22 protein-coding genes are annotated in these 20,821 nt (G+C 70.0%); 10 read left to right on the top strand and 12 right to left on the bottom strand.

Going from position 1 to position 20,821, the window contains the following annotated elements:
* Nucleotides 1-216: 216 nt before the first annotated feature.
* The 5 genes from IE313_RS24215 to IE313_RS24195 all read right to left on the bottom strand — a co-directional run bounded on the left by IE313_RS24215 (nt 217) and on the right by IE313_RS24195 (nt 4,367).
* Nucleotides 217-609 (bottom strand): VOC family protein, encoded by a 393-nt coding sequence (locus tag IE313_RS24215; RefSeq protein WP_189935742.1) that lies wholly within the window; start codon nt 607-609, stop codon nt 217-219.
* A gap of 160 nt (nt 610-769) precedes the next feature.
* The gene (locus IE313_RS24210) at nt 770-1,294 is read right to left on the bottom strand and encodes an FmdB family zinc ribbon protein (protein WP_189935741.1); all 525 of its coding nucleotides are present in this window, start codon (nt 1,292-1,294) and stop codon (nt 770-772) included.
* Between the two features lie 12 nt (nt 1,295-1,306).
* Nucleotides 1,307-2,596: a hydroxyacid-oxoacid transhydrogenase gene (locus tag IE313_RS24205; RefSeq protein ID WP_189935740.1), complete on the bottom strand. Its 1,290-nt coding sequence runs from the start codon at nt 2,594-2,596 to the stop codon at nt 1,307-1,309.
* A gap of 87 nt (nt 2,597-2,683) precedes the next feature.
* Complete coding sequence (locus IE313_RS24200; protein ID WP_189935739.1) at nt 2,684-3,493, bottom strand: N-acyl homoserine lactonase family protein; 810 nt, start codon at nt 3,491-3,493, stop codon at nt 2,684-2,686.
* Between the two features lie 433 nt (nt 3,494-3,926).
* Nucleotides 3,927-4,367, bottom strand: coding sequence for a hypothetical protein (locus IE313_RS24195; protein ID WP_189935738.1), 441 nt, complete (start codon nt 4,365-4,367; stop codon nt 3,927-3,929).
* A gap of 339 nt (nt 4,368-4,706) precedes the next feature.
* On the opposite strand from IE313_RS24195, the gene IE313_RS24190 reads away from it, so the two are divergent.
* Entirely contained in the window at nt 4,707-5,459 is a 753-nt protein-coding gene (locus IE313_RS24190; protein ID WP_189935737.1) for a peptidoglycan-binding protein, read from the top strand.
* Entirely contained in the window at nt 5,456-6,301 is an 846-nt protein-coding gene (locus IE313_RS24185; RefSeq protein ID WP_189935736.1) for a helix-turn-helix domain-containing protein, read from the top strand. The genes IE313_RS24190 and IE313_RS24185 overlap by 4 nt, the downstream gene beginning before the upstream one ends.
* A gap of 211 nt (nt 6,302-6,512) precedes the next feature.
* Here IE313_RS24185 and IE313_RS24180 read toward each other — a convergent pair whose 3' ends face one another.
* Nucleotides 6,513-6,995: a DUF5994 family protein gene (locus IE313_RS24180; RefSeq protein ID WP_189935735.1), complete on the bottom strand. Its 483-nt coding sequence runs from the start codon at nt 6,993-6,995 to the stop codon at nt 6,513-6,515.
* 1,230 nt (nt 6,996-8,225) lie between these two features.
* Between IE313_RS24180 and IE313_RS24175 the strand changes: the two genes are divergently transcribed.
* Both IE313_RS24175 and IE313_RS24170 read left to right on the top strand, forming a co-directional pair.
* A complete protein-coding gene (locus tag IE313_RS24175) occupies nt 8,226-8,729 on the top strand; it encodes a hypothetical protein (RefSeq protein ID WP_189935734.1) in 504 nt (167 codons plus the stop codon).
* A gap of 6 nt (nt 8,730-8,735) precedes the next feature.
* A complete protein-coding gene (locus IE313_RS24170) occupies nt 8,736-9,698 on the top strand; it encodes an SRPBCC family protein (protein ID WP_189935733.1) in 963 nt (320 codons plus the stop codon).
* 264 nt (nt 9,699-9,962) lie between these two features.
* On the opposite strand, the gene IE313_RS24165 is transcribed toward IE313_RS24170, so the two are convergent.
* Both IE313_RS24165 and IE313_RS35430 read right to left on the bottom strand, forming a co-directional pair.
* Entirely contained in the window at nt 9,963-10,424 is a 462-nt protein-coding gene (locus IE313_RS24165; protein ID WP_189935732.1) for an Asp23/Gls24 family envelope stress response protein, read from the bottom strand.
* Nucleotides 10,425-10,913: 489 nt separating this feature from the next.
* Nucleotides 10,914-11,018 (bottom strand): hypothetical protein, encoded by a 105-nt coding sequence (locus IE313_RS35430; protein ID WP_229924903.1) that lies wholly within the window; start codon nt 11,016-11,018, stop codon nt 10,914-10,916.
* A 457-nt stretch (nt 11,019-11,475) separates the two neighbouring features.
* Between IE313_RS35430 and IE313_RS24155 the strand changes: the two genes are divergently transcribed.
* The 4 genes from IE313_RS24155 to IE313_RS24140 all read left to right on the top strand — a co-directional run bounded on the left by IE313_RS24155 (nt 11,476) and on the right by IE313_RS24140 (nt 14,326).
* Nucleotides 11,476-11,679 (top strand): cold-shock protein, encoded by a 204-nt coding sequence (locus tag IE313_RS24155; RefSeq protein ID WP_189935731.1) that lies wholly within the window; start codon nt 11,476-11,478, stop codon nt 11,677-11,679.
* Nucleotides 11,680-12,019: 340 nt separating this feature from the next.
* A complete protein-coding gene (locus IE313_RS24150) occupies nt 12,020-13,516 on the top strand; it encodes a DEAD/DEAH box helicase (protein ID WP_189935730.1) in 1,497 nt (498 codons plus the stop codon).
* A 46-nt stretch (nt 13,517-13,562) separates the two neighbouring features.
* A complete protein-coding gene (locus IE313_RS24145) occupies nt 13,563-13,967 on the top strand; it encodes a CBS domain-containing protein (RefSeq protein WP_189935729.1) in 405 nt (134 codons plus the stop codon).
* A 50-nt stretch (nt 13,968-14,017) separates the two neighbouring features.
* On the top strand, nt 14,018-14,326 hold the full coding sequence (locus IE313_RS24140) for an SCO5918 family protein (protein WP_189935728.1): 309 nt from the start codon (nt 14,018-14,020) through the stop codon (nt 14,324-14,326).
* A gap of 139 nt (nt 14,327-14,465) precedes the next feature.
* On the opposite strand, the gene IE313_RS24135 is transcribed toward IE313_RS24140, so the two are convergent.
* Together IE313_RS24135 and IE313_RS24130 are read right to left on the bottom strand one after the other, a co-directional pair.
* Nucleotides 14,466-14,825, bottom strand: coding sequence for a hypothetical protein (locus tag IE313_RS24135; RefSeq protein ID WP_189935727.1), 360 nt, complete (start codon nt 14,823-14,825; stop codon nt 14,466-14,468).
* Nucleotides 14,826-15,240: 415 nt separating this feature from the next.
* On the bottom strand, nt 15,241-15,912 hold the full coding sequence (locus IE313_RS24130; protein WP_189935726.1) for a TetR/AcrR family transcriptional regulator: 672 nt from the start codon (nt 15,910-15,912) through the stop codon (nt 15,241-15,243).
* Between the two features lie 339 nt (nt 15,913-16,251).
* On the opposite strand from IE313_RS24130, the gene IE313_RS24125 reads away from it, so the two are divergent.
* Together IE313_RS24125 and IE313_RS24120 are read left to right on the top strand one after the other, a co-directional pair.
* Nucleotides 16,252-17,469 (top strand): FAD-dependent monooxygenase, encoded by a 1,218-nt coding sequence (locus IE313_RS24125; RefSeq protein WP_229924902.1) that lies wholly within the window; start codon nt 16,252-16,254, stop codon nt 17,467-17,469.
* Nucleotides 17,470-17,806: 337 nt separating this feature from the next.
* Nucleotides 17,807-18,187 (top strand): nuclear transport factor 2 family protein, encoded by a 381-nt coding sequence (locus tag IE313_RS24120; protein WP_189935725.1) that lies wholly within the window; start codon nt 17,807-17,809, stop codon nt 18,185-18,187.
* Between the two features lie 520 nt (nt 18,188-18,707).
* Here the strand turns inward: IE313_RS24120 and IE313_RS24115 are convergent.
* Both IE313_RS24115 and IE313_RS24110 read right to left on the bottom strand, forming a co-directional pair.
* On the bottom strand, nt 18,708-20,096 hold the full coding sequence (locus IE313_RS24115) for a sensor histidine kinase (RefSeq protein WP_189935724.1): 1,389 nt from the start codon (nt 20,094-20,096) through the stop codon (nt 18,708-18,710).
* Nucleotides 20,093-20,782 carry a response regulator transcription factor gene (locus IE313_RS24110; RefSeq protein WP_189935723.1) on the bottom strand — a complete coding sequence of 230 codons (690 nt, stop codon included), beginning with the start codon at nt 20,780-20,782 and terminating at the stop codon, nt 20,093-20,095. The genes IE313_RS24115 and IE313_RS24110 overlap by 4 nt, the downstream gene beginning before the upstream one ends.
* Between the last annotated feature and the right edge of the window lie 39 nt (nt 20,783-20,821).

Raw genomic sequence — 20,821 nt, 5'->3', positions numbered from 1 at the left:
GCAACGCCGCCGTAGTTGGCGTTCACCCACTTCTGGGCTCTGAGAACCTGTTCGTCTGCCACAGCCGCCGCCTTCCGCTTGTCAGGGCACACAGGGCACAGCGCGGCGCCGGAGACGGAGGCGTCAGCGGCACCAGAGGACGAAAGCGTACGAAACGGAACTCTCAGCTCCGTCCCCGTGCCCGGAGGGCGGGGTTCATCCGGCCGCCGGCCTGGGTCAGGTGGCCTCCGCGGTCCCGGTCAGGTAGTCGGCTCGGCCCTCGTCGTCGATCTCGAACGAGCCCTTGGGGATGATGCAGAACTCGTTGCCCTCGGGATCGGCCATGACGAGGAAGCCTCCGGGGTCGTACTCGGCCAGCCGCCGCCCGCCCAGTGCCTCCACCCTGGCCTGCTCGGCTGCCGGGTCCCCCGCCTCCAGATCCAGGTGCAGCCGGTTCTTCCCCGCCTTGGAACCGTCGGCGCGTTGGAAGCCCACGCCCAGCCCGTTCCTGCGTTCGAGCCAGACGTACGGTCCGGACCTCCCGACCACCGGCCGGTCGAGCAGTGCGCTCCAGAAGGCCGCCAGCCGATCCGGATCGGTGGAGTCGACGATCACACAGTTGATGTCCATGGCCCCCAGCCTGCCCGGAAAGAGGTCGACCAGCCCGGCGGAGGGCGCGGCGGACGAGGCGGCGCCGGCAGGGGGCGTGCCGTGCCCGTCGGCCAGGGCGCGGCCCGAGCCCGTTCGCGCCCGGCCGAGGGGCAGGGGGCGCTCCCGGCGGTGCCGCTGGTCACGTGGGCCGCTCGCCCTCCGACGGGCCGTTACCCGGTGCTGGGCCTTCCGCCCCGCCGGACCCGTGCCCGTACCCATGCCCGTGCCCGTGCCCATGCCCGTGCCCGTGCCCGTGCCCGTGCTGATGAGCGTGGCTCCCGCCGGGGCCGGCCGTGCCGGTGGGGGCGGGGGCGGGCGGCATGTCACCGGCGCGCAGGGGGGCCGCTTCGTACCTGCCTTCGTGGGCGAGGATCGGGCGCCGGTCGCCGGCGAGCTCGGGGTGCTTGTCCTCCAGCTTCTGCCGGGCCTCGGCCATGGACCGCAGGGCGGTGACGTAGTCGCGGTCGCCGCGGTGGGTCCCCTTCCAGGTCTGCGGCATCCGCTCCGGTGGCGGTGGCACGGTGGCCGTGCCGCCGATCGCGAAGCTGCTGGGGATCTTGCGGGTCGCGCCGCCGCACTCGGGGCAGCTCGGCAGCGGAGCGGTGAACGACTGGATCACCTCGAAGCGGTGCCCCCTCGCGCAGGCGAGTTCGTAGATGGCCATGGCGTCCTCACCTCACCACAGAGACAGTGAGCGCTCGAAGATGCCGGCGAGGTCGTCCTCGCTGACCGCGCGCGGCGCGGTGGACAGCAGCCGCTGCTGTTTCATGGCGCCTTCCACCAGTGCGGGGATGTCGCCCCTGCCGTAGCCGACACCGCCGATCCCGTTGGGCATGCCGACCTCGCGCATGAGCTGCTCGACGGCGGTCGGCAGGCGCTCGGCGGGGGCGACGGCAGGCGCCATCCGCGGGGCGAGCAGCTCCGCGGCCCGGATGTGCCGCTCGGGCTGGGCGGTGAAGGTGAAGCGGAAGGCCTCCGGCGCGGTGAGCGAGACGGCCATGCCGTGCGGCACCATCGGCTCGTGAGCGGGGTACCCGGCGGGGTGGAAGTCCTTCACCCGCCCGGCGATCGGGTAGGCGTTGGCGTGCGGGATGTGCACGCCGGCGTTGCCGAACCCCAGGCCGGCGAAGGTCGCCGCCAGCGCCATGTCGAAGCGGGCCTCGGGGTCGTCGCCGTCGCGTACCGCGGTGCGGAAGGACTGTGCGAGCAGGCCCAGGGCCCGTTCCGACCACGCGTCGGAGATCGGGTTGGCGCCGCAGTACGGCACGCGCTGCTCAGGGCGCTTGCGCGGGTAGGCGTCGTAGGGGCGCGCCGTGTAGCTCTCCAGTGCGTGGCACAGGATGTCCATGCCGGCGGCGGCGGTCACCCCGGAGGGCTGGGTGAAGGTCAGTTCCGGGTCGATGACCGCGAGCGTGGGCCGCAGCCGTGCGTGGCTAATGCCGGTCTTGACCTTCAGGTCGAGGACGTCGAGCACGCAGACGGCGGTGCTCTCCGAGCCGGTTCCCGTGGTGGTGGGGACCGCGACGAGTGGCTTGAGCGGGTGCACGGGGACCCGTGCCCTGCCCACCGGTGCGTTGATGTAGTCCAGCAGCTCGCCGGGGTTGGTGGTGAGCAGGTTGACGGCCTTGGCGGTGTCGATGCTGGAGCCGCCGCCCACCGCCACGAAGGCGTCCCACGGGCCTGACGCCAGCGCGTGGTCGACCGCCTGCCGCAGGCTGGCGTCGGTGGGCTCCACGTGCACGCCGTCGAAGACGCGCGCTTCCATGCCGAACGGTGTCATCCGTTCGGCGATGCGGTGCGGCGCGCCCGTGGCGGCCACGCCGCTGTCGGTGATCACGAGCACCCGGCGGACCCCGTGCTGGGCGAGGTCGAAGCCGATCTCGTCGGATGCTCCCGGCCCGAACTTCAGCGCGGGGGCGCCGTAGGTGAAGACGGACTCGCATCCGGTCGGAACGCTGCTGTGCATACCCATCCCTCCTCGGGATCGGATCGGTCCCCGGCGGCGCGGCCGGACGGTGCCGGGCACTGACATGGCGGCCGACCGGGCGGCCGATCAGGCGTAGAAGCCACCGGGGGCGAGCCGCATCGAGCGTAGTTGCTCGGCGTCGTGGCCGAAGACGACGGTGGCGTTCGACCTCTCGGCGATGCCGCGGATCTTCTCCACCGAGCCGTACCAGGCGGGGAGGTCGTCGACGATGGCGGCGGGGACCGCGGGCGGGCCGTAGGAGTCGCCCATGTAGACGGCGTCCGACGTGAAGAGCATCGTCCCGGTCTCCGGCAGGTCGACCTTCATCGCCATGGTGCCGGGGGTGTGCCCGGGAGCCTCGATGAGGGTGACACCGGGCAGGATCTCCGTGTCGCCGCTGACGGTGTCGAAGTCGCACGCCGCGTAGTCCGCCTTGAGGTGCGCACCGCTGAAGGCGCCCTCGAAGCCGAAGGCGAACTCCTTCTCCTTGTCGTTGCACACCAGCCTCGCGCCGGTGCCGGCGAACATGCCGATGTTCCCGGCGTGGTCGAAGTGCAGATGGGACAGGACCAGGTAGTCGATGTCCTGCGGCTCCACGCCGAGCTGGCCGAGCCGCGCGTCGAGGTACTCCTCGTCGCTCACCTGGTCGTAGGGGAAGAACTCCTGCAGCCCGGTGGGAGCCCAGCGGGTCTCCCAGTCGCGGGGGCAGCTCGTGTCCCACAGCAGGGTCCCCTCGGGGGTCTCGACGAGTACGCAGTGGGTCGTGCAGGGATACCACTCGGCCGGCCGGTCGCGCTCGCCGCGGGCGCGCATGGTACGGCCGGGCTTGAGCAGCAGCCACGTCAGGTCGCAGCTCATCGCCCCGCAGCCCAGTACGTGGACCCTGTTCGCGGTCATGGGACTTCACCTCCAGTACAGGACGGCCGCGGCCTAAGGCCCGGCCGGTCATCGGCGGATGCGCGGTGGGCGTCTCGTGAGGTGACCTGATGACGCCTCCTCGGTTGATTCCCCGTATCGGGCTCCGTTGCGGTGCCGGGCCGGTACTTGGCGCGATCAGCCGCCGTGGTGGCCCGTGGATGCCCGCGTGCGCCGTGGCGGACTCCGGCGGCCCGGCCACCCGGGTGCGCCCCTTCGCTCCGGGCCGCCGGCAGCCGGGCGGCGGAGGGCAGGGCCGGGCGGCGGATCCGGCGGGCAGGGTTCGGCGGGGGCGCCCGCCCGCTCGTCGAACTGGTGCTCAGGATGCGGCCCCGGCCGGTCCTCCGTCACCGGGACGGAGGACCGGCCGGGGCCGGGCGCGGAGCACGAACGGCCGAGGGCCCAGCAGGTGGGATCAGCCGTCGATGCTGGTGAAGGTGTACGAGGTGCACGCGAAGGGCGCCCCGTCGTCGCCGTCGACGAGGCACACCTTCATACCGATCCTGTCGTGCGGCGCGACGTTGTCGTCCTTGAACGGGTCCCAGACGACGGCAGCGCCGGCGAGTCCGTTGCCGTTGTACCTGCCGCCCAGGTAGGTGCCGTTCTGCCAGGCCCAGGCCTTCACGCCGTGGTAGTCACCGCAGTAGTCGTGGATCACGAAGTAGTCGTCGTTGTCCCCGCCGCCGGCGGCTCCCGGACCGTAGTCGTCGTAGTCCAGACCACCGCAGCCCTCGGGCGTGGTGATGGCGGTGCTGTCCTCGGCCGCCCGGGCGGGTCCCACCGCCAGCACCGCCGTGCTCACAACGGCCGCTGTCACGGTCAGCAGCCGGGTCGTCCTGCGCTGTCGAGCGTTCATCCGTCAGGTTCCTTCCCCGTGGTGGTGAGGGCGGCGCGGGGTGGACCGCGCCGCCCGGCTTGCACCATCGACATTGCGGGACGGTCGCGCTCCCTCACAGCAATCCCCGCCGATCGAGGTGTTCGTGGTCCGCTCCACGCTGCGATCTGCTGGGATGTCGCCGGACATGACGAGACTCTGGGACGTGGGCGGGCCCAGGCGATACAAAGAGGACCGGCTGAAAAGCGCTCCGTGCGGCGAGCGTGCCGGGAACGGCGTCCGAGGGGGCCGTACAACGCCGTACGACACTGCCAGGAGGCGCACACAGGCCTCGGAGAGATCAACGGGTGTGGGGTGGACATGCCGCGTTGGAAGGAACTGCCGAGTTCGCTCGATGAGCGCGTACGGAATCTGGTCGTCCAGATGCGCCGGCTGAAGGACCGGAGCGGGCTGAGCCTGGCGTCGCTGCAGTCCAAGACGGGCTACAGCCGCTCCTCCTGGGAGCGCTACCTCAACGGAAGGGCGCTGCCGCCGCGGAAGGCGGTGGAGGAACTGGCGCGCGTGGCCGGGGGCGATCCGGCACGGCTCCTGGTGCTCCACGAAGTGGCCCAGGAGGCGTGGACGCAGGATGCCGCCACGGCACCGGAGGCGGACACGCCGGAGCCGAGGGGCGGCCGGCGGATGGTGCTGATCGGGGTCTGCACGGCTGTGGTCCTCGGCGCCCTGCTCGCCGGACTGCTGATCGCGGCACCCTGGGGTGACGGGGGGCAGCGGCAGGACCATGCGGCCGGAGCGCGTCCCGGTCCGGCCCCGGCGTCGCGCGGAGCCTTCGCCTACAGGGCGGGGCAGACCTACCCCTGTACGGTCAGGCGCGAGAAGGGGCGCCTGTACGCGGGCTACAGCAGCACCCGTACCGCCCTGCTCTCCGGGAAGCCGGGGTGGGACGTCGTGGAGGCGCAGTGCCTGCTGGGGCACCTGGGCTTCGATCCGGGAGGTGTGGACGGCGCCATCGGGCCGAGAACCACGCGGGCCGTCAAGCGGTTGCAGCAGAAGGCCGGCCTGGCACCCGACGGCGTCGTGGGCGTGCAGACCTGGCGGGTACTGCGCGGATGACGGACACCTCACCGCCTGCCGCCATGCCCGCGTGCCGGCGCCTGGCCGCGGGATTGCAGGAGCTGCGGACCCGGACCGGCATGAGCCTGACCGAGCTGGCCGAGCGCACCGCTTACAGCAGGTCCTCGTGGGGGCGCTACCTCAACGGCACGCAACTCGCCCCGCGCCAGGCCGTCGAGGCACTGTGCACCATGGCGGGGGAGCCGCCGGGGCGCATGGTGGCGTTGTGGGAACTGGCCGAGCTGGAATGGAGCGGACGCACCAGGACATCGACCGCGCCGCCGCCGCACGAGGACCCGCCAGGCAGTCACGGCACGGCCGGGGGTCTCCTCTCAGCCGGATGGCGTACCCGGCCGCGGAAGCGGGCGCTCGCCGCAGCCGCGGCCGGGTGTGTGGTCGCGCTTGCGGCCGCGACATGGATGACGACCTCATTCGACACGCAGGACGGGGAGACCGCGGGGCGGACCGCCGCCTCCGCATCGCCCGCACCCGCGTGCCGGGCCCGTACGTGTGCGGGCGGCAACCCGGAGATGATGGGCTGCGCGACGCCCGGGCAGGCTCACAGCCTCGGTACGTCACACCGGACCCGCACCGGAGCCCGGCTGTCGTTCAGTTTCAGCGCGCGCTGCCACACCGCGTGGGCGCTGGTGTGGGACACGCATGTCGGAGACGTACTCGAAGTGTCGGTTCCCGACCGCAGACCGGAACGGGTCAAGGTCGCCGACGCGCTGGAAACGGAGGAGCCCCTCTCCACGCCCATGGTCGACGGCAGCAGCCTCACCGGGCTGAGGGCCTGCTTCAAACCGGCAAGCGGCGGACGCACGGAGTGCTTCCATCGTTGACGCCGGTCGCTGTCCGCATCTCTCGACCTCCGTCTCGCGGGGAGCCTGACGTATCCGGAGCAGCCGGCTCCCGTTCGCCGCACGGCAAGGAGCCGTCTTCCTGTGGAGATCCCCGGTGGCCCGCGCCGGGGGCGGCCGCCTGCCGGCGGTCCCCGGCACCGCGAGCCCCGTCGCCGCGCCCGGCGATACCGCGGACGGATGACCGGCGGGGTCAGGCTGGTGGTTCCTGTGCTGTGCCGGTGTCGATGAGGATCTGTTCGGCCTGGGTGACGTTGTCGGCCCGGACCGCCTGGGCCATCGCGGCGCGCGCCGCCTCCGGTTCCGCGTTCGGCGGGATCACCAGCAACGAGAAGTAGTCCTGGTCACCGCGGGTGATCAGGACGGTGTCGTCCCCGACAGGGAAGGAGTCGAGGTTCACGACGCGGTCGTCGATGACCAGGCGGGTCGGCAGCTCTTCCCAGAAGGCCGCGTCCAGCCCCACGCGGGTGATCGGGCCGGTGTACCTGGTGAGCGCGCTCACCAGCGGAGGCAGCTCGGTGCCCACCACACGGGAGCGCGGCCACCACGCCCCGTCGAGGATGCCCTCGCGAGACCGTGTCGTCTCCAGACGTAGGAGTGCGGTTCCCGGCTTCGCGGCCGCATGGACACCACTCGGCAGACGCCGGTGAGTGGCAGATACGTCGGAGTCGGCCATGCTTTCCGCTCCTCCGGGAAGTCCTTCGGGAACTGACCCTGTCGCCAGGCTACTCCTCGTACGTGGGGGCCCGGAGGGCTCGCTCAAGGGAGAGCGTTGCGTTCGACACGCAGGGCACTCACGATCAGGCATACCATGACAAAGCGTGCAGTCTGGCAGCGTGCCGGCACCGGAGGTGGTCAGCGTGCGGTAGTGCCGCCGTTCGTTGTGCCGGGCCCGTGCCACTGGAGGTACGTCCATGGATCGGAAGCCGTCGCTCACCGGGGACGTCGCCGAGGTCTACGTCGTCGCGGCGACGCCGGACGTCGCCCGCCGTGTCGCCGAGGTGCTCCGCCCGTAGCACGCACGTCCTGACTACGGTTCGGCACCGGCTGCCCACCCACAGCGCATCCGGCAGATGAGCCGTACCAGGCCGGGAGTGCGTGAGAGGCGACCATTCAGGGGTTACCCGGGTGCGGTGCACTCATGGGACGAGGTGAGGACAGGCTTCTGCCGGGGCTCCTGCTGGTGGCCCGCACGGGCGCCTTCGCCAGAGTGCTGATCTCCTTCGCCTGGGGGCCGACCCTGACTGCACAGGGGCCCTGACTGCACTGTGGGCCTGCTCGGTGACCAGCCCTTCAAGATCACCACGCTCGGCGGCGCATGCGTGGACGGCATCTGCCTGACGCTGCTCTTCGGGCTCGGGCTCGGGCTCGGGCTCGGGCTCGGGCTCGGGCTCGCGATGATGCTGGGCGGCACCTCGCTGATGCGGCAACGCAGGGCACAGCGGCGCACGAGCCGCCGACGCGTCCGGCAGGCCACGGCCGAGCGTGACGCGATGGCCCGGCGGCTCCCCGAGAGGGGCACCCCCCACCACGAGGGCAGCATGGCCCACAGCGGCAAACACCGCCCGGCGCTCGGCCGGCACCGCCCACACCCGCGCCACTGGGGTTTCACACGGTCGATCCGAAATCGCACTGCGCCCCTTTGGGGGACAGGCGCGGCGCCCCATGGCCCATACAGGTCATCAGCATGTGCGGTCGGCAATGCACGGCACACAGACTGCGTACATGACGAGGCAAGCGAGGGTGCACGTGCCGGCCCGCCAATCGCGCCGAGAGCTCTACCACCGGCTCCGGGCCAGCGACCGCTCCAGACCCTTTGGTCTGTGTCCACGCCCGAAAGACAGCAGTCAGGGAACGCGTCCGCCGGCTGGTTTCGCGAACGCCATCGAGGCCAAGGGGAGCAGATATGGAATGCAGTTGTAAGACGGCGGTGCTGGCGGGCGTCGCCGGTGGCTACTTTCTCGGTCGCACGAAAAAGGGGAAGCTCGCCCTCGCCCTGGCCTCGGTGCTCGTGGGACGCCGACTCGGCCTCGGACCGCAGGAACTACTCAAGAAGGTCACCGAACTGCCGCAGTTCGCCGATCTCACCGAACAAGTGCGCGAGGAGTTGATGACGGCATTGCGCACGGCAGCCACCTCGATCGTGAACCGCCGCATCGACAACCTCAGCAATGCACTCCACGAACGCACCGAGAACCTGGGAGCGGCAAAAGACAAGGACCAGCCGGAAGAAGGGGGCGAGGAGAGCCGCGGGCCCGGGACGGGTGAACCGGGGGACGGTGAAGAGAAGAAGACGGGAAAAGGGGAGCCAGGCGCAGGTCGGACAGGCGAGGAAGAGTCCTCCGAGCGAACCGGGCCCCGAGCAGGACGCCACGAACAGGCGCGAAGCGCCGGCCCCGGGAGGCGGTGACCGGCCATGGCCGAACAGCAGAGAAGCGGGCAGGGAAGCGACGAATCCCCTCTGGACCGGCTGCGCCACGAGGTCCTCGCCTACACGAGCGGGCTCGGTCAGCACATGGTCGGCAAGATGACCGACAAACTGAAGGAGGTGGCGGACCCCGGAAAACTGATGCCGGACGGAGACGGCGCTCTGGCCAAAACGGCCGTGCGCGCCGCCAAGGGCGCGAATCCCCTGAAGGCCTTCGTCACCGAGAAGGCGAAGGGAGCCAAGGACAAGGTCGTGGGCAAGGCCAAGGAGGTGGTCGGAATGGGCGGGGGCGACGGCAAAGCCGGCGATCTGAAGGCCATCAACATCATCGAGCATATTGATGTCGGCCGGCCGCTGCACGTCGTCTACAACCAGTGGACCCGACTCGAGGACTTCGGCAGCTTCACCAACGGCGTGAGCAGCGTACGACCGGACGAGGAAGACGACACCAAGTCCACATGGAAAGTGCGGGTCTGGCCCTCCACCCGCAGTTGGGAAGCGACGGTCGAGGAACAGGTTCCCGACAAGCGCATCGTCTGGAACTCAGAAGGTTCCAAGGGCACGACCCACGGCGCGGTCAGCTTTCACCGCCTGGAGGAGAACCTGACCCGGGTCGTGGTGGTCGTCGAGTACTACCCCTCGGGCTTCTTCGAGAAGGTCGGCAACATCTGGCGGGCCCAGGGCCGCCGTCTACGGCTGGATCTCAAGCATTTCCAACGCTACGTGACCCTGCAGAGCGAAGAGGCGGAGGGATGGCGGGGCGAGATCCGCGAAGGCGAAGTCGTCCGCAGCCACGAGGACGCGCTCAACGAGGAAGCCGGCGAGGAAGACGAGGGGCGCGACGACCGGGAGGACGAAGAGGAAGAGGGAACCGACGAGGAAGGCGCGGTGGAGGACGAGGACGAAGAGGAAGAGGAAGAGGAGCACGAAGACGAAGACGAGGAGCGGTGAAGATCTCCACGGACGACCGTTGACACGGCACGGACAACCGTGGGCACGGCAGCGGTCGGCCGGGACTCGGACTCGGTCGTCCGCGTCGGGAGTTCGCGTGGGCGAGGTGCCGCCGAGCGGGCGTTGAACCGACCCCGACCGACCGGGCCCACGGTCGCCGATCCCCCGGCCTGGCCCGGTAGCTTCGCTCCCAACCGGTCCGGGGAGTTTCCCGGGCTCCCGGCGGCCCGTCCCGTCACCGAGGAACCGCTACTGCAATCCGGATCAGGGTTCCTCCTCTTCGTCCGGCAGTTTCACGTCGTCCACGGCAATGTTGACCTCGGTGACTTCGAGACCGGCCATGCGTTCCACCGCGGACACCACGTTCTCACGTACGTCGCGGGCGAGATCGACCATGGTGACGCCGTAGTCGACGACGATGTCGAGGTCGAGCGCGGTCTGCACCTCGCCGACCTCCGCCTTCACGCCGCGGGCCACGGACCCCGCCCCACCGGGTACGCGCTCACGGACAGAACCGAAGGTGCGGGCCATGCCGCTTCCCATCGCGTGCACCCCGACGACCTCCAGCGCAGCCATGCCCGCGACCTTCTCGACCACGCCGACGGCGATGGTGGTGCGCCCGCGCTCGCCGGGATCATCGGGGCGCTTTCCCGAGCGGCGGGCGGCCTGTTTGTCGGCCCCCGACTCCCTGCCCTCCGCCCCGGTCCGCGTGGTGACGTCGACCATGACACTTCACCCCTCTCCATGACCTATTTTCCCTTTTTCCATATAAAGCACGATTACCCCGCCTCGTCCCAGGGATGCGCAGACCGATACAAGAACATCGAAGGACTGGAGGCGAGTATCACGGGAGGCGAGTATCACGGGAGGCGCGCTCAAGCAGGCCGAGGTCGACGCCCGCGAGCGCGACGGGCCGCGTAGCAGCAAGGCAGCACGCTGGACCGCCGGCCTCGTGGGGCGTCCCCTGAGCTCGTGCTCGGTGGTGTCGCTCATGGTGGGGCTCCGGGTGGCCACTGCCGGTTGAGGCCCTGGTGACCAGCCAGGGGGGAGGCGAGTGCCTGTGCCGTTCGGGCTGGCGGGGTAGCCGCGCTGATCGGTGCCGGCGAAGCAGCGCCGGAGTGCTTCGGCGACCTGGCGGTTACGTCGGCGGCGCAGGCGGTGTGCAGCTTGAGCCGTTCAAGGCGACCTGCAGGTCAGAAGCACCAATGCACCCAGTCATATCGCTGAGTCGTGTGGTGGCCCGGCGTGGCCGAGGAGGTGCTGGACCTCGTACGAGGAGACGCCTTGCTGCACCAGCCACGACGTGCACGTATGGCGCATCGCATGGGGCGGACGGTGCGGGACCGGGCGCGGTCTCCCGTCCGGGGCAAGGCACTTCGCCCCATCGACGGCAGGCCCCCACGTCTGTCGGCGGCGGGGCGTCGTCGAAAGGTCTGCGTACGGTCTCAGCAGGACAACGCTGAGCACAGCCGGAACCCTGCGCTCCGGCTGCATCAATATCTGTTCCCGCGAGGTGAGGGTTCAACGAGACCTGTACACAGATTTATTGCCGCAGCGACTGGAGTGGAATTATTCAACACGCACGGACCCTTGCGACGTGCTACTGTCGATCCCAGTTGCAGTTGTGGTTCCCAAAAATTTCAGGTGCGTTCCAGCCGGCTTCCGTGCCGCTGGCAGCACTTGTGTAATTCCGGTCTTTTCCGGGCGGGGTAATCATCGCGGCGACACGGTGTCCGCACGGTGCGGATACCGGTGCACTGCCCCGAAGGAGAATGACATGGCTACTGGTACCGTCAAGTGGTTCAACGCGGAAAAGGGTTTCGGCTTCATCGAGCAGGAGGGCGGCGGTGCTGACGTGTTCGCCCACTACTCGAACATTGCCGCCCAGGGCTTCCGCGAGCTGCTCGAAGGCCAGAAGGTGAACTTCGACATCGGGCAGGGCCAGAAGGGCCCGACGGCCGAGAACATCGTTCCTGCCTGACGCGACTGACCCGTACGTGCAGATGGGGCCCGCATCCTTCGGGGTGCGGGCCCCATCTGCATCATCTCACGGTAGCGGTTCCACATGGGGAGACGCCCCCGGGTTCTGTACTCACCCAGCCTCGGGGCCCCCGTCAGGGACGCGTTTACACGCATTGGCTGCGCGGCGGCAGAAGCTCCTTACATCGCATCCATATCGCGGTCTCTCGGTACCGGAGCCTGCACAGACTGTACGCGAGTGGATTCCCTCTCGCGTTCCATTCGGCTCATTCTCGCAATTCTCCGTGCCGATCACGGCTGCGGAAATTCCTTGCTATGCGCCGCATCGAGGAAGGTTCCGCATGAACCGCACACGCACGAGCAACCGCTTCACCCACACCCGTGGCAGCAGTGCCGGCTCAGGAAAGAGCGGCGGCCGATTCGGCTCGTCGGCCCCGAGCCGTACCGGCGGGCCGGCCCGTTCCGGTGGTCACAGCGGCCGACCCGCAGCATTGCAGGGTGAGTTCGCCCTCCCCAGGACGATCACTCCCGCGCTTCCCGCCGTGGAGGGCTTCGCCGATCTCGACATGCCCCGGGAGCTTCTGGCCGCGCTCGGACGGCAGGGCGTGACCGTTCCGTTCCCGATCCAGGCCGCGACGCTGCCGAACTCCCTCGCCGGCCGTGACGTCCTGGGCCGCGGGCGCACCGGCTCCGGTAAGACCCTCGCCTTCGGGCTGGCGCTGCTGGCCCGTACGGCTGGGCAGTGTGCCGAGCCCAGGCAGCCGCTGGGGCTGATCCTCGTACCGACGCGTGAGCTGGCGCAGCAGGTCAGTGACGCGCTCGCTCCGTACGCGCGCTCCGTGAAGCTGCGGCTGGCCACGGTCGTGGGCGGAATGTCGATCGGCAAGCAAGCGGGCGTGCTGCGTGGCGGCGCGGAGGTCGTCGTCGCCACACCCGGGCGTCTCAAGGACCTCATCGACCGCGGCGACTGCCAGTTGGACCGGGTCGCCGTCACCGTACTCGACGAGGCCGACCAGATGACTGACATGGGCTTCATGCCGCAGGTCACCGCCCTGCTCGACCAGGTCCGCTCCGGGGGGCAGCGCATGCTGTTCTCCGCCACCCTCGACCGCAACGTCGATCTGCTCGTGCGCCGATACCTCAGCGACCCCGTCGTGCACTCCCTAGACCCCTCGGCCGGCGCGGTCACGACGATGGAGCACCATGTGCTCCACGTGCACGGCACCGACAAGCACGCGGCCACCACCGAGATCGCCGCGCGCGACGGCCGCGTGATCATGTTCCTCGACACCAAACACGCCGTCGACCGCCTCACCGAACATCTCCTGAGCAGCGGGGTACGGGCCGCTGCCCTGCACGGCGGGAAGTCGCAGCCGCAGCGCACCCGTACACTGGCGCAATTCAAGACCGGGCACGTCAGCGTGCTGGTGGCTACCAACGTCGCCGCGCGCGGGATCCACGTCGACAACATCGACCTCGTGGTCAACGTCGACCCGCCGTCCGACCACAAGGACTACCTCCACCGCGGCGGTCGTACGGCCCGCGCCGGCGAGTCCGGCAGCGTCGTCACCCTGGTCACCCCGAACCAGCGCCGCGGTGTGACCCGCCTCATGGCAGCGGCCGGCATCGTCCCGCAGACGACCCAGGTCCGCTCCGGCGAAGAAGTTCTGCACCGCATCACCGGCGCCCAGGCCCCCTCGGGCATCCCCGTCGTCATCACCGCGCCCGTGGTCGAACGTCCCAAGAAGCGTGGCACCACCTCACGCGGCCGGCACCGCCTCGCTTCGGCGACCCGGCGCGCGCCCGTACGGAAGTCCGTCTCCGACGCAGCAGCCTAGAACTTGTGCGATCAGGAAGCTGACCCATCTCTGCAGGAGGAATTTCTTGACACTGGTCCAGATGCACCCCCGCTCGACGAACGTAAGGCCCATGCACAGGACGGCGGTCGACGCCGTGGGCGCGGCCGGACCACAGGTCTGGGACACGATGACCGTCGAGGTGGCGCTGTCCCTCATGGCCGCCGCCCGTACGGGTCACCTGGTCATCTGCGACGAGGACGGCCAGTGCACCGGCCTGGTCACCCTGCCCCGGCTTACCGCCGTCCGTGACAGCTCGGGATACACGGACCGGGTCCGCCTGCGCGACATCGCCGGCAGCTCGGGGCCCTTCGCCGCCCCGCTGGACACGATGGCCGAAGCCGAGCACGCGATGCGCCACCGGCCGGTCGGGACCCTGTCCACGGCCGAAGAACACGGCAGCGATCCGGGTGTGCTCGCCCCCTCCCGCTGAACCGACTTCACCACCCTCGGCACCGTTTTCTCTTCTCCCTGTGAGGCATCATGCGCTGCGTCATCGCCCGCTTCCCGTTCGACCTGACCAAAAGCGGCGTGCTGGAATCGATGAAGGGCGTCAAACCCGAGCCGGTCACCAGTGACTGCGTCATCATCGGACGACGCCACTACCCCGCCAAGCAAGTCGGCCAGGTCATCACCCGCCAGGACCCCCGCGATTTCAGCGCCGGCGAAGTCCTGAGGGCTATGGCCCAACTCGGCTTCACCTGCCGCACCAGCCCCGTGGCCGCGCCTGCGCCCGCGGCCAGCCCGTACCAGCGGGCTTACGAAATGCTCGGCACTCCTCTGTCCGTCTGACCGACGGGACAGGCGCGAGCCGAACAGAGCGGTGAGGGCCCGCCCGACGAGCGCCGGGCGGGCCCTCACCGCGTGCCGTGCCGTTCTCGGCGCGGCGAGTCAGTGGGTCAATGGGTCAGTGGGTCAGTGGGTCAGTGGGTCAGTGGTCGGAGTAGCTGAAGTCACCCACGGTCCAGGCGGTGACGTCCTCGATCGCGACGCGGTACATCCCGCCCGTCTCCGGGATCCCCACCGTGCCCTGCAGGATCCGGGCAACATGGAAGTGCAGATGCGTGGGCGGCCCGTCCTTCTTCGCAGGGACGGCGAAGACAGGGGAGAACTCGGCCAGGTGCTCGGAATCCGTGAGCACCTCCCACACCCGCTGCCTCCACATGGCTTCGGGAGCCAGGCGACCGGTGATGACGGCACCACCGGTGACCACGGTCAAGGACATCTGGCTGCTCTGCCCGGTCTCCACGAGGGCGGCGATGTCAACGATAAGCTCGTCAGGCTTCGGCATGGAATCGAATTCTATGCACCGGCCCGCCCGGGCGCCCCGGTCGGTGGCACTACCGGGCAGGACGGGCGCTTACGCCCCCCGCCGGAGGCCGGGCGGCTGACTGACCGATGAAAGAACCGGTCTGGCCGGAACAGATCCTCTCGGCCGTCGACGCGCTGACGCCGCCCCAGCGCATCGCAGCAGAAGAGGTGATCGGCCCAGCTCTCGCCGAGTCCGGACACATGATGCGGGACCGGCCCCTGATCCGTCGCCGCGATCGACGAGAAGGCGCGCTGCCGACCCGCCCGAAACCGGGTTGGCCGAGCCCGTTCCCTCACCTGGCAACCGCTCCGCGACCTGATGTTCCTCCCATGGCCACACAGCGCTACCACCGATCACGGGGCAGGGTGAACGTGTGACAGACCCGGGCCCGCCGTCACCGGCGGGGCCGGCCTTCCCCGCCCGTCGCCAGGAGGGCGTTCACGGCCAGGTCCGCCAGCGTCTCCGCCATGGCGACCCGCTCGTCGCGCGGGGCCTGCGTCGACCTGCCGAGACGGTGGGCCAGCGGCATCTGGGCCATGGCCGAGGCAGGCGAGACGACGGCGAAGAACAGCACGTCCATGGAGAGACGTGCCATGCGGCCGGCGTCGGCGAGGACGTCGACGATCAGCTTGATCCTGGCCAGGGTGGGAGCGACATAGCGCTCGTAGAGGTAGTCCAGCCGTTCCGAGTCCCGTGAGAACTCGTCCGCGCACAGGCGGCCGATTCCGGGGGCGTCCACGGTGGTCCGGTAGAAGCCCGCGACGATCGCACGCAGGCGATCAGCGGGGTCTGCGTCGGGGTCGTCGGACGGCAGCAGCGAGAGTTGCGCCCCCAAGGCGTCGTCCACGACCGCTCGCCAGAAGGCCGCTTTCGATCCGTATCTGTCGTGGATGAAGTTGTGGCTCACGCCAAGACGCCTGGCCAACTCCCGGGCGGAGGCCCGGTCGTAACCGAGGTCGGCGAACGCCTCCAGCCCCCGCGCCAGGATCTCGCGCTCACTCGGCAGGGGGGGCGTGTCCGCGCTCGGACGGCCCGGCCGCCGCGCACCCGCCTTCACCTCCGGCATCACTGGGCCCTCCCTTGCACTCTGTCGTCCGCACCGAGACTAGTCCGCCTCTTCCGCCGTCGTTCGTGAGGCGAACGCGCCCTGTCCGTGAACGGTATGCCCACGGTGGCCCGGCCCGGCATCGCACTGACTCCGCCTCATTCTTGACGGCTGTCAGATTACGAGTAATCTGACGCCTGTCAGGTTGGCTCCGGATTCCGGACCCGCAGAGCCGACCTGACGCTCCGGACGTCGTCCGCCGTACCAGCACACACGCGGACGCGGCGTTGCCGGCTCGCACCGTGGACGCGGCCCGGGGGACCAATCTCACGGACACGAGAGCAAGGAGAGGACTCCACGGTGACAGCCCTGACAAGGAACCGAGGGCGTGCCCTGATCGTGGGGCTCGGCATCGCCGGCATGGCCAGCGCCATCCGCCTCCAGCAGGCCGGATGGGAAACCGTCGTGATCGAGCGCGCGCCCGCCCGCCGGGACGGTGGCTACTTCATCGCCCTCTTCGGTGCCGGCGCCGCGCCGGCCGGGCGCCTTGGCGTGCTCGACGCGCTGAGGAGCCGGGCCCATGCGAACCAGGTGAGCCTGGAGATCGACCGGCACGCCCGGCGCAAGCCCGGCCTCGGCTTCACGGACCTCCCCCACGAGCCCCGTGTGCTACTGCGCGGCGATGTGGAATCGGCGCTCCATCAGGCGTTGCCTGCGGGCACCGAGATCCGCTACTCGACCACACCGACCGCGGTGGAGCAGGACGACGGGGGCGTCCGTGTCACCCTCCGCGACGCCGGGGCCGGCACGGTGCGCACCGAGCGGTTCGATCTGCTGGTGGGCGCCGACGGCCTGCGCTCCACGGTCCGATCGCTGGTGTTCGGCCCGCACAGCGCATTCCTACGGCCGGTGAACCACATGATCGCAGCCTTCCTCATGAAGGAGCACGTGCACGGTTTCGAGCCGCACGAAGCCATCGCCCTTACGGAACCGGGCCGGTCGGCGTGGACCTTCCCCCTGTCCGGCCGCCCCCCGTCCGCCCTGTTCAGCTATCGGACCACCGACATCGACCGGGAATTCAAGCTCCCACCTGCCGACTCCGTCCGCCGGGCCTTCGGACCCGAGCCCCTCGGGCCGGTGCTGGGCCAGCTCCTCGACGAGTTCGAGCACGCCGATGGCCTCCTCTTCGACAGCGTGCACCAGTCCGTCCTCCCGCACTGGCACGCGCGCCGGGTCGTCGTGGTGGGCGACGCCGCCTGGTGCCCCACGCTCTACACCGGCATGGGAGCATCCAGCGCGCTGGCCGGGGCCGATCTGCTCGGCACCATGATCGAGCGCCACCCCGACTCCGTCGAAGCCGCCCTGGGCGCGTGGGAAGCGCACCTGCGCCCCTTCATCGAGTACCACCAGCACTCACTGCCGCTGGGCCTGAACATGTTCGTTCCGCAGAGCCATACCGGCAAGATCCTGCGGGGCCTGCTCACCAGGAACCTACCTTTCATCGGGCCGCTCGCGCTGCGGCTGAAGACGCGGGCAACCGAATTCCAGATGAAGGAAAGAGATATCGCCAAGGTATGACGGACAAACACTCCCACCAGACCGCCCCGGACAGGCGGGAAGCCGTTCCTCAGGGAAGCGGAGCTCTTGCGCTGCACCGCAGCGCGCCCGGGGCTTTTGATCGACTCCGCGATCGACACCATGACGAGCCGCCTTCACCGACCCCATCGACTTCCTCGCCCGCAGCGGTGACACGCCTGAGCATCGACCGGCACATCGCTTGCCCTCCCGGGCGGCTCTCCACGTCATCAGAGCTGGTCGCGACGCACACACGAGGATAACGAGCGCACCCTGCATTCCGTGGTTCGCAGCCACAGGACCTCTGTCCGGCCAAGAGGAAACAACGAAGGAGCACCGCATGCCCGCAACACTCGGCACACCTCTCGATCGCTATATCGCCTTCGCCGAACGAGCGGTCACCGACCCGTCCGCCCTGGAGGAGGAATTCGACCGGATCTTCGCAAGCGACGCCACCGTCAACCTCTTCGGCGAGACGATCAGGGGCCGCGAGGCGCTGCTTTCTTTTTACCGTCACTTCGTCAGCACGTACGCCGAATTGAGGCATGTCTGGCAGACCACCGAGAACCCGGATGGCAGCTTGCACGCTGACTGGGCTGCATCATGCCGTGCCGCCGATGGCACGATCAGCGCTGTCGCAGGTGTCGAGACCGCCGAAGTCAATGAGAGTGGCCAGATCACGTCCCTGGTAAACACCTTCACGGTCCCCCCTGGCCCCTGACACCCGTCTTGCACGAGTTGTCACCCGGTCTGCAGTCAGCGCACTTCCGGCCGCAGGCCGCGGGGCTGCCGGCCCGTGACGTGGACGCCGGCGCCGGTTCGATGCCCATCTCGTGCTCCGCAACAACGGGCACCCGCGAGAAACGGTGCACTCGCCGGTACCGGGTCGGTGGTGACGACCTGGCGGAACAGGCTGCCGGTTGCCCTGCCCACGCCCGACTGCCGGCGGGCCTGGGCGTGCTGGAGGTGCGGCGGTCCGCGGGCAAGGGGGCCGGGCCGATGCGACCCGTCCCGGATGCCGGCTCATGGCCTCCTTCGACGCGGCGCTTGCCGGACCGGGCCATGGTGCTCCTTACCGGGCAGCACCCCGGCCCGCACGGAGCCCCCACGACGACGCGCGAGCGATACGGGGCCGACCCGCGGGCGCGGAGCCGGGAACCGTCACCTGACGGCGGCACGAGCCGAGCAGGCCGCCCGCCTCCCCCGTCCCTCCCAGCGAATCATCCGGGGCTCCGCCTGTCTCAGTCAGAACGCGCTTCGCTCCCCACCGTGAAACCTACTACCGCCCCGCCCCCGTCCCGGTTGCGTGCGAAAGCCGTGCCGCGGTGGCTCTGGGCGACTTCGCGGACGATGGCGAGGCCGAGGCCGGATCCGGGGAGGCTGCGGACCTCGGGGGCGCGGTAGAAGCGGTCGAAGACGCGGGCCAAGTCCGAGGCGGGGATGCCGGGGCCGCGGTCCTTGACCTGTACCTCGCCGCCGTTGACCTCGGCTTCTATCGGGTCGTGGCCCGCGGGGGCGAACTTGGCTGCGTTCTCCAGAAGGTTGGAGACGGCGCGTTGCAGGGCAGCGGGCCTGCAACGGACGACGGTGTCGTCGGCGCGTATGACGATGGTGCGGCCGGTGCGGCGACGGGTGCGTGCCGCGGCCTCGGCCACCACGTCGCCGAGGATGACATCCACCGGTTCCTCGGCGTCGCGCTGTCCGGCGGCAAGTTCGACGAGTTCGTTGACCAGGTCGGTGAGTTCGCGGGTCTCGCTCACCATGTCGTCGACGAGTTCGGCTCGTGCGCGCGGCCGCAGCTCGTCGAGGCGGCGAAGCAGGGAGACGTTGGTGCGCAGTGAGGTGAGGGGCGTGCGCAGTTCGTGTCCGGCGTCCTGGATCAGGCGTTTCTGGTCGTCCTCCGCGCGGGCGAGGCGGCCCAGCATGTCGTCGAAGGCGCGGCCGAGGCGGCCCACCTCGTCCTGGGTGCCGACCGGTACGGCGACATCGAGCCGGCGGGTCCGGGCGACGTCCTCCGCCACTGCGGTCAGCCGCACCAGGTGGCCTGTGATGCGGCGGGCCAGCCACCATCCCACGGCGCCGGCGCCGAGCACGACGACGGTCATGAGGAGGATGGTGCGCTGCAGGAGCGAGCTCAGCAGGTCCTCGGTGTCGCTGAGCTGCTGTGCGACCTGCACCGCGCCCCGGCCCTGGCCGAACGACACGGTGGCGATGCGGTACCGCTCGTCCTGGATGTCGGTTTCCGATTGGGTGGTGTGGCCGGCGGCGGCCTGGCGGGCCGTGGCCCGATCGGCGGTGGACACGGGAAGGGGCGGCTGGCCCCGGTCGGCGGTCCGACCGCCGGGGCCCAGTACCTGGACGTCGGCGCGGAACCGCCGGCTCAGCTCGTCGCGGGGGCCGTCGTGGTCGGCGTCGGAGCCGTAGTCCCGCGCGGACAGTGACTGCTGGCTGACCTGGGTGCGGACGTCCTGGACGACGTTCGAGAAGATGTTCTGCTGGTCGACGCGGACGAGACGGGCCGCCGCCTCGTAGCCGAGGTAGCCGACGAGCACGGTGACGGCGGCAGCCAGCAGGGCGAAGGACAGGGCGACCTTGGTCCGTAGGCTGAGGCGGGGAACGGTCACTGTCATGGCTCCCTGAAGGTGTAGCCGACGCCGCGTACGGTGTGGACCAACTGCGGCAGGGAGGGCGAGTCGACCTTGCGCCGCAGGTAGCCGATGTAGACGGTGAGGTTCTTCGAGCCGGGGCCGAAGTCGTAGCCCCAGATGCGCTGGTAGATGGTGGTGTGGTCGAGCACGATCCCGGCGTTGCGCGCCAGCAGCTCCAGCAGGTCGAACTCGGTACGGGTCAGATCCAGCTCCCGCCCGCCCCGCCAGGCACGCCGCGCCGACGGGTCGAGCCGCACGTCGGCGGCCTCGACGAGGCCGTGATCGACGGAACCGGCATCCGGTGCGGCGCGGCGCAGCAGCGCCCGCAGCCGGGCGAAGACCTCCTCCACTTCGAACGGCTTGGCCACGTAGTCGTCGGCGCCCGCATCGAGCCCGGCGATCCGGTCGGCCGTCTCCACTCGGGCGGTGAGCATGAGCACGGGGGTGCGGTCGCCCTCCGCGCGCAGCACTCGGCATGCGGCAAGACCGTCGATCCCGGGCATCATCACATCGAGCACGACCACGTCGGGCCGCTCCCGGTGGATCGTGGCAAGGGCTTCGATGCCGTCGGGCACCGCAAGCACGCGGTAGCCCTCCAGTTCCAGGGCGCGCATGAGTGAGGTGCGGATCGCCCGGTCGTCCTCGGCCAGCAGCACGGTGTTCTCCACGCGGCCAGTCTGCCCTGGCGGGCCGTCGTGCAGGGGCCT

Origin of the sequence: Streptomyces sulfonofaciens (genome assembly GCF_014656295.1) — a bacterium.
In the GTDB taxonomy this organism is placed as follows: domain Bacteria; phylum Actinomycetota; class Actinomycetes; order Streptomycetales; family Streptomycetaceae; genus Streptomyces; species Streptomyces sulfonofaciens.
Note: the sequence above shows the minus strand (reverse complement) of the source record. Positions and strands in the feature narration are given on the sequence as shown.

Bases quoted from the DNA above. Each gene is read 5' to 3' on its own strand.
- IE313_RS24215 (WP_189935742.1), bottom strand. From the start codon at position 609: ATGGACATCAACTGTGTGATCGTCGACTCCACCGATCCGGATCGGCTG.
- IE313_RS24210 (WP_189935741.1), bottom strand. From the start codon at position 1,294: ATGGCCATCTACGAACTCGCCTGCGCGAGGGGGCACCGCTTCGAGGTG.
- IE313_RS24205 (WP_189935740.1), bottom strand. From the start codon at position 2,596: ATGCACAGCAGCGTTCCGACCGGATGCGAGTCCGTCTTCACCTACGGC.
- IE313_RS24200 (WP_189935739.1), bottom strand. From the start codon at position 3,493: ATGACCGCGAACAGGGTCCACGTACTGGGCTGCGGGGCGATGAGCTGC.
- IE313_RS24195 (WP_189935738.1), bottom strand. From the start codon at position 4,367: ATGAACGCTCGACAGCGCAGGACGACCCGGCTGCTGACCGTGACAGCG.
- IE313_RS24190 (WP_189935737.1), top strand. From the start codon at position 4,707: ATGCCGCGTTGGAAGGAACTGCCGAGTTCGCTCGATGAGCGCGTACGG.
- IE313_RS24185 (WP_189935736.1), top strand. From the start codon at position 5,456: ATGACGGACACCTCACCGCCTGCCGCCATGCCCGCGTGCCGGCGCCTG.
- IE313_RS24180 (WP_189935735.1), bottom strand. From the start codon at position 6,995: ATGGCCGACTCCGACGTATCTGCCACTCACCGGCGTCTGCCGAGTGGT.
- IE313_RS24175 (WP_189935734.1), top strand. From the start codon at position 8,226: ATGGAATGCAGTTGTAAGACGGCGGTGCTGGCGGGCGTCGCCGGTGGC.
- IE313_RS24170 (WP_189935733.1), top strand. From the start codon at position 8,736: ATGGCCGAACAGCAGAGAAGCGGGCAGGGAAGCGACGAATCCCCTCTG.
- IE313_RS24165 (WP_189935732.1), bottom strand. From the start codon at position 10,424: ATGGTCGACGTCACCACGCGGACCGGGGCGGAGGGCAGGGAGTCGGGG.
- IE313_RS35430 (WP_229924903.1), bottom strand. From the start codon at position 11,018: ATGCGCCATACGTGCACGTCGTGGCTGGTGCAGCAAGGCGTCTCCTCG.
- IE313_RS24155 (WP_189935731.1), top strand. From the start codon at position 11,476: ATGGCTACTGGTACCGTCAAGTGGTTCAACGCGGAAAAGGGTTTCGGC.
- IE313_RS24150 (WP_189935730.1), top strand. From the start codon at position 12,020: ATGAACCGCACACGCACGAGCAACCGCTTCACCCACACCCGTGGCAGC.
- IE313_RS24140 (WP_189935728.1), top strand. From the start codon at position 14,018: ATGCGCTGCGTCATCGCCCGCTTCCCGTTCGACCTGACCAAAAGCGGC.
- IE313_RS24135 (WP_189935727.1), bottom strand. From the start codon at position 14,825: ATGCCGAAGCCTGACGAGCTTATCGTTGACATCGCCGCCCTCGTGGAG.
- IE313_RS24130 (WP_189935726.1), bottom strand. From the start codon at position 15,912: ATGCCGGAGGTGAAGGCGGGTGCGCGGCGGCCGGGCCGTCCGAGCGCG.
- IE313_RS24120 (WP_189935725.1), top strand. From the start codon at position 17,807: ATGCCCGCAACACTCGGCACACCTCTCGATCGCTATATCGCCTTCGCC.
- IE313_RS24115 (WP_189935724.1), bottom strand. From the start codon at position 20,096: ATGACAGTGACCGTTCCCCGCCTCAGCCTACGGACCAAGGTCGCCCTG.